The sequence below is a fragment of the Pseudomonas sp. Irchel 3E13 genome (assembly GCF_900187455.1).
In the GTDB taxonomy this organism is placed as follows: Bacteria; Pseudomonadota; Gammaproteobacteria; order Pseudomonadales; family Pseudomonadaceae; genus Aquipseudomonas.
Window position 1 is genome coordinate 366,237 of sequence record NZ_FYDX01000007.1, and the last position, 14,226, is coordinate 380,462.

The following is a 14,226-nucleotide window of genomic DNA, read 5'->3' on the forward strand; positions in this document are numbered from 1 at the left end:
GCCCTCCCTCAGCGGTAATCCTCCACCGGCACACAGGCACAGAACAGGTTGCGGTCGCCATAGACATTGTCGACCCGGTTCACCGCGGGCCAATACTTGTGCGCCCGGGCGTGGGCACTGGGCGCCACGCCCTGCTCGATGCTGTAGGGCCGGTCCCACCGCGCCAGCACATCCGCCAAGGTATGCGGCGCGCGCTTGAGCGGATTGTCCTCGGCGGGCCAGTTGCCGTTCTGCACTTCGGCGATTTCCGCGCGGATGCTCAGCATCGCTTCGACAAAACGGTCCAGCTCGGCCTTCGGCTCGCTCTCGGTGGGCTCCACCATCAACGTGCCCGGCACCGGGAAGGACATGGTCGGCGCGTGGAAACCGTAGTCCATCAGGCGTTTGGCGACATCTTCCTCGCTGATCCCGGTCTCGGCCTTCAACGGTCGCAGGTCGAGGATGCATTCATGGGCCACCCGCTCGTTGCGCCCGCGATAGAGCACCGGGAATGCGCCACCGAGACGTTGGGCCAGGTAGTTGGCGGAGAGAATCGCCACCTCGCTGGCGTCGGCCAGCTGCGGGCCCATCATGGCGATGTACATCCAACTGATCGGCAAGATGCTGGCACTGCCCCACGGCGCGGCGCTGACCGCGCTGTTCTGCGGATCGGGGCCAGGGACCGGCACCACCGGGTGACTGGCAACGAAGGGCGCAAGGTGCGCCCGCACGCCAATCGGGCCCATGCCCGGGCCGCCGCCGCCATGGGGAATGCAGAAGGTCTTGTGCAGGTTCATGTGCGAGACGTCGGCGCCGATGTCCGCCGGTCGCGCCAGGCCGACCTGGGCGTTGAGGTTGGCGCCGTCCATGTAGACCTGGCCACCGTGGCTGTGGATAACTTCGCAGATCTCGCTGATACCTTCCTCGTAAACGCCGTGGGTCGAGGGGTAGGTCGCCATCAGGCAGGACAGCCGCTCCCCGGCCTCCGCCGCCCGGGCCTTGAGGTCTTCCAGGTCGACGTTGCCCGCCGTGTCGCAGGCGACGATCACCACCTGCATGCCGGCCATCTGCGCCGACGCCGGGTTGGTACCGTGGGCCGACGCCGGGATCAGGCAGATATCGCGCCGGCCCTGCTGGCGACTGCGGTGGTACTTGCTGATCGCCAGCAGCCCGGCGTACTCGCCCTGGGCGCCGGAGTTGGGCTGCATGCAGATCGCATCGAAACCGGTGATCGCACATAACCAGCTTTCCAGTTCGTCGATCATCGCCTTGTAGCCCGCCGCCTGCGTCAGCGGCACGAACGGGTGCAGGTCGGCAAACCCCGGCCAGGTGATGGGGATCATCTCGCTGCTGGCGTTGAGCTTCATGGTGCAGGAGCCCAGCGGGATCATGGACTGGTTCAGCGCCAGGTCTTTGTTTTCCAGTTGTTTGAGATAGCGCAGCATCTCGGTTTCGCTGTGGTGCAGGTTGAACACCGGGTGGGTCAGGTACTCAGACTGGCGCAGCAGCGAATCGGGGATACCGGCGGGCAAGTCTTCGTCGTCCAGCGCTTCGACCTGCAAACCGTGGTCGGCGCCGAGGAAAATGTCGAAGAGGCGCAGCACCGTGGTTTCGTCGCAGGTCTCGTCGAGGCTCACGCCGAGGTGCCCGCGACCGAGAATCCGCAGGTTGATCCGCGCCGCCTCGGCGCTCTGGATGATCGCCGTCTGGCTGCCGCCGACGTCCAGGGTCAGGGTGTCGAAGAAGTGCGCGTTCAGCCGTTTGACGCCGTTGCGCTCCAGGCCAACGGCAAGAATGGTGGTCAGCCGGTGCACGCGCTGGGCGATGCGCCGCAGCCCGTCGGGGCCGTGATAGACGGCGTAGAAGCCAGCGATGTTGGCCAGCAGGACCTGCGCGGTGCAGATGTTCGAATTGGCCTTCTCGCGGCGGATGTGTTGTTCGCGGGTTTGCAGGGCCATGCGCAGCGCCAGGCTGCCGCGAGCGTCTTTCGACACGCCGATGATGCGCCCGGGCATGGCCCGCTTGAATTCGTCACGGCAAGCGAAATAGGCCGCATGCGGCCCGCCATAGCCCATGGGCACGCCAAAACGCTGGGTCGAGCCGAGCACCACATCAGCGCCCTGCTCGCCCGGCGGCGCCAGCAGCAACAGGCTGAGCAGGTCGGCGGCGACACAGGCGATCGCCTGCTGCCCGTGCAAATGCTCGATGGCCGGGCGCAGGTCGTGCACGCCGCCGTGGGTGTTGGGGTACTGCAGCAGCGCGCCGAACACCTGGTGCTTGCCCAGATTATCCAGCGAATCGACGATCAGTTCGAAACCGAAGCCTTCGGCGCGGGTCTGCAGCACCGAGAGGGTCTGCGGGTGGCAGTGTTCGTTGGCGAAGAACAGGTTGCTGCGCGATTTCGCCACCCGCTTGGCCAGGGCCATGGCTTCGCCCGCTGCGGTGGCTTCGTCCAGCAACGAGGCATTGGCCAGGTCCAGGCCGGTCAGGTCGATGACCATCTGCTGAAAATTCAGCAAGGCTTCCAGGCGACCTTGGGCGATTTCCGGCTGATAGGGCGTGTAGGCGGTGTACCAACCGGGATTTTCCAGCACGTTGCGCAGAATGACCGTTGGCGTGCGCGTGCCGTGGTAGCCCATGCCGATCAGGCTGGTCCACACTTGGTTCTGTTCGGCGTAACCACGCAGACGCGCCAGCGCTGCCTGTTCATCCAGGGCCGGAGGCAAGTCGAGGGGGCGATTGAAGCGGATGCCGGGCGGCACCGTCTGTTCGATAAGTTCACTGCGGCTGGCAACGCCCAGCACATCGAGCATGGCATGCTGCTCGGCGGCATCGGGGCCGAGGTGGCGGCGCAGGAAAGCATTGGGGTCTTGCAGTTGGCTCAGGGACGGCAACAAGGACATAGCGGCTCTCTCTTCCTAGACCAAGCCCCGAGGTAGGCCGGGGCCTATTGAGTCTAGGAAGGGATTGCCGATTGCGTGGGAATTTTGGGGAGCGCGTCGCGACGGTTCGGCGCAATCAGCTCCCCAAAAACATCACTCGCCGATAGCAGACTTGTAGCCCGCCGCGTCCAGCAGCTTGTCCAGCTCAGCCGGGTTGGACGGCTTCAGTTTGAAGATCCACGCGCCGTAAGGGTTTTCGTTCAGTTGCTCCGGGCTGTCGGCCAGGTCTTCGTTCACGGCGATGACTTCGCCGCCAACCGGGGCGTAGATGTCCGAGGCGGCCTTGACCGACTCGACCACACCAGCCGCTTCGGCCTGGGCGAACACCTTGCCCACCTCCGCCAGCTCGACGAATACCACGTCACCCAGGGCTTCCTGGGCGTGATCACTGATACCGACGGTCACGGTGCCATCGGCCTCCAGCCGCGCCCATTCATGGCTTTCGGCAAAACGCAGGTCGGCGGGAACATTGCTCATAATTGTTTTTCCTCAACAGGTCAGCGGTCGGCCCGCCGGAATGAATTCAGATCAGGATCCTGCCATGACGCACGAACGTCGGCTTGACCACCCGCACCGGGTACCATTTGCCGCGGATTTCCACTTCGGCACGGTCGGCGGTCGCCATTGGAAGGCGCGCCAGAGCAATTGCCTTGCTCAGCGTAGGAGAGAAACTACCACTGGTGATCTCACCTTCGCCAATTTCAGCGACACGAACTACCTGATGGGCCCGCAATACACCCCGCTCTTCCAGCACCAGGCCGACGAGTTTCTGCGAAATACCACGGGCCTTTTCGGCTTCCAGCGCCTGGCGGCCGATGAAATCACGCCCCGCAGGATCCCAGGCGATGCTCCAGGCGAGGTTGGAGGTCAGCGGTGAATGCGCCTCGTCGATATCGTTGCCGTACAGGTTCATCCCGGCTTCCAGGCGCAGCGTGTCGCGGGCGCCGAGGCCGCTCGGGGCGATGCCGGCGCCGACCAGGTCGTTGAAAAATGCTGGCGCCTGCAGGGCCGGCAGGATGATTTCCAGGCCATCTTCACCGGTGTAGCCGGTGCGGGCGATGAACCAGTCACCTTCGAATTGCCCTTCGAAAGGCTTGAGGTTGCGGATCAGCTCGGCGCGTGCGGAACTGAGCAGCTCGGCAACCTTCTCCCGCGCCTGCGGGCCCTGGATCGCGAGGATCGCCAGCTCAGGGCGCTCGCGGAACTGCACTTCGAAGCCGCTCTTGTGCGCTTCGAGCCAGGCCAGGTCCTTGTCGCGGGTCGCGGCGTTGACCACCAGGCGATAGCCGTCGGCCAGGCGATAGACGATGAGGTCGTCGATCACACCGCCTTCGTCATTGAGCAGGGTGCTGTAGAGGGCCTTGCCGATCTCGCCGAGGCGGGCGACATCGTTGGTCAGCAGATGACGCAGCCATTCGGTGGCATCGACACCGCTGATGTCGATTACCGTCATATGCGAAACGTCGAAAACTCCGCAGTCGCGACGCACTTGATGGTGCTCCTCGACCTGCGAACCGTAATGCAGGGGCATATCCCAACCGCCAAAATCGACCATCTTGGCGCCAAGCGCCAAGTGCAGGTCATACAGAGGCGTACGCTGTCCCATGGGTTTCTCCTTCCGGGCGTGGCGAAGCTGCGGCAGACGGCAGCGTTCCTGCTACCCGGCCAGTGGCCGGCCGCAGCGAATGCCGCGCATTGTATCCGCAAGGCGGCCGGGTTACATCCTCAGCGACTTTGACCGGGGTGGCGGGCGGAACGCCGAATCAGTCCGATGACCGGCAGCAGCCCCACCAGAACCAGCGTCAGCGCCGGCAGCGACGCCCGCGCCCATTCGCCTTCGCTGGTCATCTCGAAAACCCGCACCGCCAGCGTGTCCCAGCCGAACGGGCGCATCAGCAGGGTTGCCGGCATCTCCTTGAGCACATCGACGAACACCAGCAGCGCCGCGCTCAACGCACCGGGTACCAGCAATGGGAGATACACCTTGAAAAACAATCCCGGGCCGCTGACCCCAAGGCTGCGCGCCGCTTCCGGCAACGATGGACGGATACGCCCGAGGCTGTTTTCCAGCGGACCGTAGGCCACGGCAATGAAGCGCACCAGATACGCCAGCAACAACGCCGACAGGCTGCCCAGCAACAACGGCTTGCCCGCCCCGCCGAGCCAACCGGAGAGCGGAATCACCAGTTCGCGATCGAGATAACTGAACGCCAGCATGATCGCCACCGCCAGCACCGAGCCGGGCAACGCATAGCCGAGGTTGGCCAGGCTGACGCCGACGCGGATGCCCCGTGCCGAGGACTGGCGGCGGGCGAAAGCCAGCAGCAGCGCCGCGCTGACGGTGATCAGCGCGGCCATGGCGCCGAGGTACAGGGTGTGCAGGATCAGTCCGGTGTAACGCTCATCGAGGTCGAAGCGCCCACGCTGCCAGAACCAGGCCAGCAATTGCAGCACCGGAATGACGAAGGCGCAGGCGAACACCAACAGGCACCAGCCACTGGCTAACAGCGCCTTGACCCCACGCAGGTGATACAGCGCCTTGCCGCGCGGGCGCTCGTTGCTGCCGCGCACCGCACCACGGGCGCGGTGTTCGCCATAGAGCACGAGGATCACCGCCAGCAGCAACAGGCTAGCCAGTTGCGCCGCGCTGGACAGGCTGAAGAAGCCGTACCAGGTCTTGTAGATCGCCGTGGTGAAGGTGTCGAAGTTGAACACCGAGACGGCGCCGAAGTCAGCCAGCGTCTCCATCAGCGCCAGTGCCACGCCCGCACCGATGGCCGGACGCGCCATCGGCAACGCGACCCGCCAGAACGCCTTTAGCGGGGAATACCCGAGGACCCGCGCCGCTTCCATCAGGCCCTTGCCCTGGGCGAGGAAGGCGGTGCGCGCCAGCAGGTAGACGTAGGGATAGAACACCAGCACCAGAACGATGATCACCCCGCCGGTGGAACGCACCCGCGGCAGACGCATCGGCCCGAACCACTCGCGCAGCAGCGTCTGCACCGGCCCGGAGAAATCCAGCAAGCCAACGAAAACGAAAGCCAGCACATAGGCGGGAATCGCGAACGGCAGCATCAGCGCCCAGTCCAGCCAGCGCCGTCCGGGAAACTCGCAGAGGCTGGTGAGCCACGCCAGGCTGACGCCCAGCAGAGTGACGCCCACACCAACGCCAACCACCAGCGTCAGGGTGTTGCTCAACAGGCGGCTCATCTGGGTATCGAGCAGGTGCGACCAGATCTGCATGTCCACGCTTTGCCAGGACAACAACAGGACACTAAGCGGCAGCATCACCAGCGCGGCGATGGCGTAGACCAGGGGATACCAGCGGCGTTGGACGGGGTGCGGCAAGGAGAAAGTCTCTACGGGCGGCAGTCAATGAAAAAGCCCGCCCGGCGCGATGCCAGGGCGGGCTTGAGGGCGCAGCAAGAATAAGGCTTGAAACTCAGTTCCAGCCAGCCCGATCCATCAAGCGAATCGCTTCAGCCTGGCGCTTGCCGGCAACTTCCACCGGCAGGCTGTCGGCCTTGAAGCTGCCCCAGGCGGCGACTTCATCGGACGGCGCGACTTTCGGGTTGGCCGGGAATTCCTGGTTGATGCCCGCGAACATCTTCTGTGCTTCCTCGCCGGTCATCCACTCGACCAGCGCCTTGGCGGCTTCCGGGTGCGGTGCGTGTTTGGTCAGGCCGATGCCCGACAGGTTCACGTGGACGCCGCGATCAGCCTGGTTGGGCCAGAACAGCTTGACCGGCAGTTTCGGGTTTTCCTGATGCAGGCGACCGTAGTAGTAAGTGTTGACGATGCCCACGTCGCACTGGCCGGCGGCGATGGCATGGATCACGGCGTTGTCATCGGAGAACACGTCGGTGGACAGGTTGTTGACCCAGCCCTTGACCAGCTCTTCGGTTTTCTCGGCGCCATGGGTTTCGATCATGGTGGCGGTCAGCGACTGGTTGTAGACCTTCTTCGCCGTGCGCAGGCACAGGCGGCCTTCCCATTGCTTGTCGGCCAGCGCCTCGTAGGTGCTCAGCTCTTCGGGTTTGACCCGGTCGGTGGAGTAGACGATGGTCCGCGCACGCAGGCTCAGGCCGGTCCAGTCATGGGAAGACGCGCGGTATTGCGCAGGGATGTTGGCGTCGATCACGGCGGACTTGATCGGCTGGAGGATGCCCATCTGCTCGGCCTGCCAGAGGTTGCCGGCGTCGACGGTGAGCAGCAGGTCGGCCACGCCGTTCTCGCCCTCGGCCTTGATCCGCTGCATCAGCGGGGCTTCCTTGTCGGTGATGAACTTGATCTTCACCCCGGTCTTGGCGGTGTAGGCGTCGAATACCGGCTTGATCAGCTCATCGATGCGCGAGGAGTACACCACCACCTCGTCCGCCGCCTGGGCAGCACCGCCAAACAGCGTGAGGGTCAGGGCGGCCAGTAAATGCTTGCGTGGCGACATCGGTAGCGCTCCTCGGAAATTCAAATGAGGCGCAAATGGTAGTTAATGTCATTTGGCATCACAAACCGAACGCTTCACCGAGGAGTTACCAGATGTTGCGGGCCTTTCAGGCCTTCGCCAGTTCCGGCAGATCGCCACTCAAACCCAGTGCCTGACGCACGAACAATGCCTTGGCCTCGGGCATCTGTTCGACCCATTTCAGGCCACTGTTACGCAGCCAGCGCAGCGGCAGCGGGTCGGCCTGGAACAAGCGCTCGAAGCCCTCCATCGCGGCCATCAGCGCCAGGTTGTGCGGCATGCGCCGACGCTCGAAGCGGCTCAGCACCTTCACGTCGGCCAGTCGCTCGCCGCGCTCGTAGGCCTTCAGCAGTTCTTCGGCCAGCACCGCGGCATCGAGAAAGCCCAGGTTCACACCCTGGCCGGCCAGCGGGTGAATGGTGTGCGCAGCATCGCCGATCAGCGCGAGGCCCTCGGCGACATAGCGCTTGGCATGACGCTGGCGCAGCGGCACGCAGACGCGCGGGTCGGCTTGCAGTACCGCGCCGAGGCGGCCTTCAAACGCACGCTCAAGCTCAGTGCAGAACGCGTCGTCCGGCAGCACCATGAGTTTTTCCGCCCGCTCGGGCGTGGTCGACCAGACGATCGAGCACCAATCCTGCTTGCCGTCGCGCTGCAGCGGCAGGAAGGCCAGCGGACCTTCATCGGTGAAGCGTTGCCAGGCCGTGTTCTGGTGCGGCTCGGCGCAGCGCACGCTGGTGACGATGGCGTGGTGCAGGTAATCCCATTCGCGGGTTTCGCAGCCGGTCAGGCGGCGCACCGCCGAGTTGGCGCCGTCGGCGGCGATCACCAGCGGTGCCCGCAGGTTGCGGCCGTCGGCGAGGGTCAGCAGCCACTCGTCACCGGAACGGCGCATGCGTTCCAGGCGGGCATCGGCCAGCAGGCCGATTTCGCTGTCGTGCAGGCGTTCCAGCAGGCCGTCCTGAACCACCCGGTTCTCGACGATATGGCCCAGCACATCGGCGTGAACGCTGGCGGCGGAAAAGTGGATCTGCCCGGTGCCGCTGCCGTCCCAGACCTGCATGTCCGAGTAAGGGCTGGCACGCCGTTCGGAAATGCCCTGCCAGGCGCCGAGACGATCGAGAATCCGCTGGCTCGCCGCCGACAGGGCGCTGACCCTCGGCTCGAACGGCGCGGCATCATCGAAGCGCGGGACGGACAGGGAGCTGCCGTCCAGCAAGAGGATTTCCAGGCCGCTGTGCTGCAAGGCCAGGGCCAGAGCGCTGCCGACCATACCGGCACCGACAATCAACAGATCCGCGCGCATGTCCATGCTTCAAGCCTGTTCCGGGTAATAGAAAAAAGGGGTCATGCCTTGCCTTGAAGGTCAGGGCGAGTGCCGAGGCCCATGGCCTGGCGGGCGAACCAGCGCTTGGCCGGGGGCAGCAGATCGAGGCCAAGCAGGCCGAGGTTGCGGCCGGTGGCGATCAACGGCTGAGCCGTGCCAAACAGGCGGGTGATCTTGTCGGAGAAGCCCACGGTCAGGTCCTGGTCCAGACGCTGGCGCTCGCGGTAGGCCAACAGCGTGCCGAGGTCGCCGGGTTTTTCGGGGCCGGCAAGCAGGCCATCGGCCAGCGACTGCACGTCGCGCAGCGACAGGTTGAAACCCTGCCCGGCGATCGGGTGCAGGCTGTGGGCGGCGTTGCCGAGCACCACCAGATGCGGACGCACCTGCTCCTGCGCTTCCACCAGCGTCAACGGATAAAGGTGCCGCGCGCCAACCTGGCGCAGAGCGCCGAGGCGGTAACCGAAGATGCTCTGCAGTTCGTCGAGGAAGCGCCGTTCGTCCAGCTCCGCCAGGCGCTTGGCGTCCATCCCGGCGCGGGTCCAGACCAGCGCGCAGCGGTTTTCCGGCAGCGGCAGCAGGGCCATCGGGCCTTCGTCGGTGAAGCGCTCGAAGGCCTGGCCGCAGTGGGCTTCGCTCGGGGTGATGTTGGCGATCAGCGCGCTCTGGTTGTACGGGCGCTGGCTGACGTGAATGCCCAGTTGTTCGCGCAGGCCTGAACGCCCGCCATCGGCGAGCACGGCCAGGTCGCATTCCAGGACGGTGTCGTCATTGAGCGACAACCGATAGCCATCGCCCAATGGCTGCATCGCGGTGACTTCCGCCGGGCAGCGCCAGCTCACCACTTCGGGGTCGAGGCCCTGCCACAGGCATTGGCCGAGCCAGGCGTTTTCCACCACGTAGCCCAGCGCCGGAACGCCTTCTTCCAGCGCGTCGAGACGGGTGGCGCCGAAGCGCCCGCGGTCGGATACCTGGATCTGCCGGATTGGCTCGGCGCGGCGGCTGATGACTTGCCACAGGTCAAGGCGCTCGTAGATCTGCCGGGTGCCGAACGACAGCGCAGAAGAACGCGCGTCATAACTGGGTTGGTAGCTGTCGCCCGGGGCGAACGGTTCGATCAGCAGGATCTTCCAGCCCCGGGCCTTGGCGCCGGCCTGCAGGGCCAGCGCGAGGCTGGCGCCGACCAGGCCGCCGCCGATGATCGCCAGATTGACCCGGCTCATGCGGCCTGGCTTCTGGCGGCGGCCATCAGGGCTTCGATTTCGGCGACCGTTTTCGGCACACCGGAGGTCAGGATTTCACAGCCGTGCTTGGTTACCACTACGTCGTCCTCGATCCGTACACCAATACCGCGCCACTTCTTGGCGACGCTCTGGTTGTCCGCGGCAATGTAGATACCCGGTTCGACCGTCAGGGCCATGCCCGGTTCGAGCACGCGCCATTGACCGCCGACCTTGTACTCGCCGACATCATGTACATCCATGCCCAGCCAGTGTCCGGCCCGGTGCATGTAGAAGGCCCGGTAGGCCTCGGTTTCGATCAGTTCGGCCACATCGCCCTTGAGCAGGCCCAGTTCCACCAGCCCTTCGGTGATCACTTGAACCGTCGCCTCGTGGGCGTGGTTCCAGTGCTTGCCGGGGGCGATGACCGCGAAGGCCGCTTCCTGAGCCTTGAGCACCAGTTCGTAGATCGCCTTCTGTTCCGCCGAGAAACGCCCGCTGACCGGGAAGGTGCGGGTGATGTCGCTGGCGTAGCAGTCGATCTCGCAACCGGCGTCGATCAGCACCAGGTCGCCATCCTTGAGCGGCGCGTCGTTCTGCTGGTAATGCAGGATGCAGCTATTGCGCCCGGCGGCGACGATCGACCCGTAGGCCGCCATCTTCGCCCCGCCCTTGCGGAACTCGTAGTCCAGCTCGGCTTCCAGGCTGTACTCGTGAAGGCCGGCACGGCTGGCCTGCATGGCCCGCACATGGGCCCGCGAGGAGATCGCCGCGGCTTCGCGCATGACCTTCACTTCCGCCGCCGATTTATACAGGCGCATGTCGTGCAGCAGATGATCCAGGGCAACGAATTCGTTCGGCGGCGAAGCCCCCAGGCGCGCCTTGGAACGGATCACGTTGATCCACTCCATCAGGCGGCGGTCGAACTCGGCATTGCTGCCCATGGCCGAATAGACGCGATCGCGCCCTTCGATCAGGCCGGGAAGAATGTCGTCGATATCAGCGATGGGGAAGGCGTCGTCGGCCGCAAAGTCGCGGATCGCACCTTCCTGGCCGGCGCGCAGGCCGTCCCACTGCTCGCGCTCGGGATTACGCTCACGGCAGAACAGCACGTACTCGCCGTGCTCGCGGCCGGGGATCAGGGCGATCACCGCCTCGGGCTCGGGAAAACCGCTGAGGTACTGGAAGTCGCTGTCCTGGCGATAGACGTGCTCGACGTCACGGTTGCGAATGGCAACCGCGGCAGCCGGCAGGATGGCGATGCTGTTGGGTTCCATCTGCGCCATCAGCGACTTGCGGCGCCGGGCGTATTCCGCTTTCGGGATATGGTTTGTTGCCACGGGGAACCCCTGTTTGGCCTCAGTGCAAGGAAGGTTTGGCGGCAGGCGCGACCGGCTTGGCCAATTCCGTGAAGAGCAGCAGCGGTGCGACGCGCAGGTACTCCATCACTTCCATATAGTCGCTTTCGCCGTCTTCGGATTCTTCCAGTGCGTCCTGAACTTGCGAAATCGCGCTCAGGTCCTGCAGTACTTCATTGACCTCGTCGCTGAGGTCCTTGCCGCCGGAGTTCAAGCCGAAGCCGCTGAGGAAGCCCTGGCACCATTGGCCCAGTGCAGCCGCGCGCTCGGTGAGCGGCAGGTCATCGCCCGGCAGCAGCAGGACGATGGCGATGTCTTCGCCGGTCAGTTCGGACTTGACCATTTCCTGGAGGCCGATCAAAGCGTTGCGGACGTTGTCTACTGGTTCGGTCTCCAGCAGATGAGCGGCGTCGGCCAGCCAGCCGTCAACATCGAAGCCTGCGCCGGCGCAGCTACGACCGAGCAACAGGCCGTGCAGTTCGGCGGGGGAAACAGGATGACCGTTGCTGTTGAGCAGGTTGGCGAAGGCGGTGTACGGCGAATTGGTAGTGGGCATGGGCAACTAGGCGCCAGACGGCGCAATGACTAGAATGAAGGCCTTGTATCCTAGCACCGGCAGGCGCGCCAAGACCATCGACGCGGCAATTCCGGCGCATGAGGCGCAGTAGCCAGACAGTCACAGTCAGACCGAATCGAGTGGCGAGCAATGCAAGATAATGAGCTGCAAACGCTGAAGAGCCGACTCGAACTGCTGATTGAGCGGGTCGAGCAACTAAAACGGCAAAACACACTCCTATCCGAGCAGGAGAAATCCTGGCGCGAGGAGCGCGCCCACCTCATTGAAAAAAACGAAATCGCGCGACATAAGGTCGAATCGATGATTTCGCGGCTCAAGTCCCTGGAGCAAGACTCATGAGTTCTACCAATAGCGTCACCGTGCAGATCCTCGACAAAGAGTATTCGATCATCTGCCCGCAGGAAGAACGCAGCAATCTGGTCAGCGCCGCACGCTACCTCGACGGCAAGATGCGCGAGATCCGCAGCAGCGGCAAAGTGATCGGCGCCGACCGCATCGCCGTGATGGCCGCGCTGAACATCACCCACGACCTTTTGCACAATCAAGAGCGCCCGGAAGCCCAGAGCGGCGGCGCCACCCGTGAGCAGGTACGCGAGCTGCTCGACCGCGTCGACCAGGCCCTGATCGACGACGCGGATACAAAAGCCAACTGAGTTTCTGTATACTCCCGCCCACTCCCTGGAGTGCTTGCCAGTCGGTCATGTCCCTGAGCCGATACGCACAACCACGGGGGTTGCACGTTGGGGCCGGTGTGCATGTCCGCTTGACGGAAAGCCTTAACGCCCCCTGCAATCTCCACCTTGAACTTTCGGGTTCAAGGGCTACACCGACAGCGGTTCGTCGGGGAGCCTGTTTCTACCTGCATGCGCCTTTATCTTCCTTGCGCGCCTGCACCTGCGACATCACCGCGTGATGATCGCCCCCAGGGATCGCCCGTGCCATGACCGACACCGCGCCGCTTACCCGCCCCCAACTCCGCCGCCTGCTTCGCGATGCCCGCCGTGCACTCAGCCCTGCCGAGCAACGTCAGGCCGCCCGTGGCCTGTATCGGCAACTGGCGCAGCATCCGCTGTTCCGTCGCGCTCGCCACATCGCCCTGTACCTGCCCAACGACAGCGAAATCGACCCGCGCCTGCTGCTGCGCGAGGCCCAACGCCGTGGCAAGCGCACCTACCTGCCGGTGCTGCATGCCTGGCCGAAAACCAAGATGGCGTTCCAACGCTTCGAACAGGGCGAAAAACTGCGGCCCAACCGCTTTCGCATCCCCGAGCCGAGCATCCGCCTGGCGCGGCAACGCCCGGTCTGGGCGCTGGACCTGATCCTGCTGCCGCTGGTGGGTTTCGACGAGATGGGCGGTCGCCTCGGAATGGGCGGTGGTTTCTATGACCGCAGCCTGGCCTATCAAGGCCGGCGCAAGGCCTGGAAAAAACCCCTGCTGCTGGGGCTGGCCCATGAATGCCAGAAGGTGGAACGCCTGGCGCAAGCCAGTTGGGACGTGCCGCTACAAGGCACTGTATCGGATAAAAGCTGGTATCTGGCGCACTGAACGGCGCCGCGGCATCAACGCTGAGCGGGATTCACCGGCATCTGCTGATAAGCGGTTTCAACTTTGCGTTCCCAGAAGCTTTGCGCATAACCGGTCGTGACAACGCCCAAACCAAACACGAAAACTAGAATCCAGAGCAGGTCCGGTTTTTTGCGATTCATCGATTGCCCCCCGAAGGCAAACTGATCACGATGTCCGCGACGGTTCTTTTTATAGGCCGTGCAGCAGCGTCAAGCTTAAAATTTGGCGCATTTTCCGACAACACTCGTCCACAAGCAAACCTTGACGCCAACCGGCTGTCGGTTTGATGCAACAGGTTGTTTCAGAGACTGACTGGAGCTGAGCCCATGGCCTACTGGCTGATGAAATCCGAACCCGACGAACTCTCGATCGAGGACCTCGCCCGCCTCGGCGAGGCGCGCTGGGACGGGGTTCGCAATTACCAGGCGCGCAATTTCATCCGCGCGATGGCGGTGGGCGACGAGTTTTTCTTCTACCACTCCAGTTGCCCCGAGCCGGGCATCGCCGGTATTGCCCGGATCAGCACCGCGGCCTATCCCGACCCGACCGCCCTCGACCCGCAAAGCCATTACCACGACCCCAAGGCCAACGCCGACAAGAACCCGTGGAGCGCGGTGGACGTGGCCCATGTGGAAACCTTCCCGAAGGTGCTGGGCCTGGGCTACCTGAAGCTGCAAACCGCCCTCGCCGAACTGCCGCTGGTGCAGAAAGGCAGTCGCCTGTCTGTGATGCCGGTCACAGCCGAACAGTGGGCGGCAATACTCAATCTTCGCTGATCGGCGTAGGATCGGGGCTCA

The 14,226-nt window shown here is 64.3% G+C and carries 14 protein-coding genes and 1 other RNA gene; 5 read left to right on the plus strand and 10 right to left on the minus strand.

Annotation, left to right across the window (positions count from 1 at the left end; genetic code table 11):
• Positions 1-8 precede the first annotated feature (8 nt).
• The 9 genes from gcvP to CKW37_RS14695 form a co-directional block, all read right to left on the minus strand.
• Positions 9-2,882 carry an aminomethyl-transferring glycine dehydrogenase gene (gcvP, locus tag CKW37_RS14655; RefSeq protein WP_095156424.1) on the minus strand — a complete coding sequence of 958 codons (2,874 nt, stop codon included), beginning with the start codon at positions 2,880-2,882 and terminating at the stop codon, positions 9-11.
• Between the two features lie 132 nt (positions 2,883-3,014).
• Complete coding sequence (gene gcvH, locus CKW37_RS14660; RefSeq protein WP_095156425.1) at positions 3,015-3,398, minus strand: glycine cleavage system protein GcvH; 384 nt, start codon at positions 3,396-3,398, stop codon at positions 3,015-3,017.
• 46 nt (positions 3,399-3,444) lie between these two features.
• On the minus strand, positions 3,445-4,527 hold the full coding sequence (gcvT, locus tag CKW37_RS14665; protein WP_095156426.1) for a glycine cleavage system aminomethyltransferase GcvT: 1,083 nt from the start codon (positions 4,525-4,527) through the stop codon (positions 3,445-3,447).
• Positions 4,528-4,646: 119 nt separating this feature from the next.
• Positions 4,647-6,269, minus strand: a complete 1,623-nt coding sequence (locus tag CKW37_RS14670) for an iron ABC transporter permease (protein WP_095156427.1) — start codon at positions 6,267-6,269, stop codon at positions 4,647-4,649.
• A gap of 94 nt (positions 6,270-6,363) precedes the next feature.
• Positions 6,364-7,365 (minus strand): extracellular solute-binding protein, encoded by a 1,002-nt coding sequence (locus tag CKW37_RS14675; protein WP_095156428.1) that lies wholly within the window; start codon positions 7,363-7,365, stop codon positions 6,364-6,366.
• 106 nt (positions 7,366-7,471) lie between these two features.
• Positions 7,472-8,689 carry a 2-octaprenyl-3-methyl-6-methoxy-1,4-benzoquinol hydroxylase gene (locus CKW37_RS14680; RefSeq protein WP_177454424.1) on the minus strand — a complete coding sequence of 406 codons (1,218 nt, stop codon included), beginning with the start codon at positions 8,687-8,689 and terminating at the stop codon, positions 7,472-7,474.
• A 41-nt stretch (positions 8,690-8,730) separates the two neighbouring features.
• On the minus strand, positions 8,731-9,930 hold the full coding sequence (ubiH, locus tag CKW37_RS14685) for a 2-octaprenyl-6-methoxyphenyl hydroxylase (RefSeq protein WP_095156430.1): 1,200 nt from the start codon (positions 9,928-9,930) through the stop codon (positions 8,731-8,733).
• On the minus strand, positions 9,927-11,267 hold the full coding sequence (gene pepP, locus CKW37_RS14690; protein ID WP_095156431.1) for a Xaa-Pro aminopeptidase: 1,341 nt from the start codon (positions 11,265-11,267) through the stop codon (positions 9,927-9,929). The genes ubiH and pepP overlap by 4 nt, the downstream gene beginning before the upstream one ends.
• Before the next feature lie 19 nt (positions 11,268-11,286).
• Positions 11,287-11,841, minus strand: coding sequence for a YecA family protein (locus CKW37_RS14695; protein ID WP_095156432.1), 555 nt, complete (start codon positions 11,839-11,841; stop codon positions 11,287-11,289).
• A 150-nt stretch (positions 11,842-11,991) separates the two neighbouring features.
• On the opposite strand from CKW37_RS14695, the gene CKW37_RS14700 reads away from it, so the two are divergent.
• The 4 genes from CKW37_RS14700 (at position 11,992) to CKW37_RS14715 (ending at position 13,408) form a co-directional block, all read left to right on the plus strand.
• Positions 11,992-12,201: a TIGR02449 family protein gene (locus CKW37_RS14700; protein ID WP_095156433.1), complete on the plus strand. Its 210-nt coding sequence runs from the start codon at positions 11,992-11,994 to the stop codon at positions 12,199-12,201.
• Positions 12,198-12,515, plus strand: a complete 318-nt coding sequence (locus CKW37_RS14705; RefSeq protein ID WP_095156434.1) for a cell division protein ZapA — start codon at positions 12,198-12,200, stop codon at positions 12,513-12,515. Before CKW37_RS14700 ends, CKW37_RS14705 begins: the two co-directional genes overlap by 4 nt.
• Positions 12,516-12,534: 19 nt before the next feature.
• Positions 12,535-12,713: non-coding RNA, 6S RNA (ssrS, locus tag CKW37_RS14710), on the plus strand.
• Between the two features lie 89 nt (positions 12,714-12,802).
• Entirely contained in the window at positions 12,803-13,408 is a 606-nt protein-coding gene (locus tag CKW37_RS14715; protein WP_095156435.1) for a 5-formyltetrahydrofolate cyclo-ligase, read from the plus strand.
• A gap of 14 nt (positions 13,409-13,422) precedes the next feature.
• On the opposite strand, the gene CKW37_RS32965 is transcribed toward CKW37_RS14715, so the two are convergent.
• Complete coding sequence (locus CKW37_RS32965; protein WP_175652615.1) at positions 13,423-13,569, minus strand: hypothetical protein; 147 nt, start codon at positions 13,567-13,569, stop codon at positions 13,423-13,425.
• Between the two features lie 186 nt (positions 13,570-13,755).
• On the opposite strand from CKW37_RS32965, the gene CKW37_RS14720 reads away from it, so the two are divergent.
• Positions 13,756-14,205, plus strand: coding sequence for an EVE domain-containing protein (locus CKW37_RS14720; RefSeq protein ID WP_095156436.1), 450 nt, complete (start codon positions 13,756-13,758; stop codon positions 14,203-14,205).
• Positions 14,206-14,226: the final 21 nt, after the last annotated feature.

Coding starts and splice junctions, on each gene's coding strand:
- gcvP (WP_095156424.1), bottom strand. CDS start 2,882: ATGTCCTTGTTGCCGTCCCTGAGCCAACTGCAAGACCCCAATGCTTTC.
- gcvH (WP_095156425.1), bottom strand. CDS start 3,398: ATGAGCAATGTTCCCGCCGACCTGCGTTTTGCCGAAAGCCATGAATGG.
- gcvT (WP_095156426.1), bottom strand. CDS start 4,527: ATGGGACAGCGTACGCCTCTGTATGACCTGCACTTGGCGCTTGGCGCC.
- CKW37_RS14675 (WP_095156428.1), bottom strand. CDS start 7,365: ATGTCGCCACGCAAGCATTTACTGGCCGCCCTGACCCTCACGCTGTTT.
- CKW37_RS14680 (WP_177454424.1), bottom strand. CDS start 8,689: ATGCGCGCGGATCTGTTGATTGTCGGTGCCGGTATGGTCGGCAGCGCT.
- ubiH (WP_095156430.1), bottom strand. CDS start 9,930: ATGAGCCGGGTCAATCTGGCGATCATCGGCGGCGGCCTGGTCGGCGCC.
- CKW37_RS14695 (WP_095156432.1), bottom strand. CDS start 11,841: ATGCCCACTACCAATTCGCCGTACACCGCCTTCGCCAACCTGCTCAAC.
- CKW37_RS14700 (WP_095156433.1), top strand. CDS start 11,992: ATGCAAGATAATGAGCTGCAAACGCTGAAGAGCCGACTCGAACTGCTG.
- CKW37_RS14705 (WP_095156434.1), top strand. CDS start 12,198: ATGAGTTCTACCAATAGCGTCACCGTGCAGATCCTCGACAAAGAGTAT.
- CKW37_RS14715 (WP_095156435.1), top strand. CDS start 12,803: ATGACCGACACCGCGCCGCTTACCCGCCCCCAACTCCGCCGCCTGCTT.
- CKW37_RS32965 (WP_175652615.1), bottom strand. CDS start 13,569: ATGAATCGCAAAAAACCGGACCTGCTCTGGATTCTAGTTTTCGTGTTT.
- CKW37_RS14720 (WP_095156436.1), top strand. CDS start 13,756: ATGGCCTACTGGCTGATGAAATCCGAACCCGACGAACTCTCGATCGAG.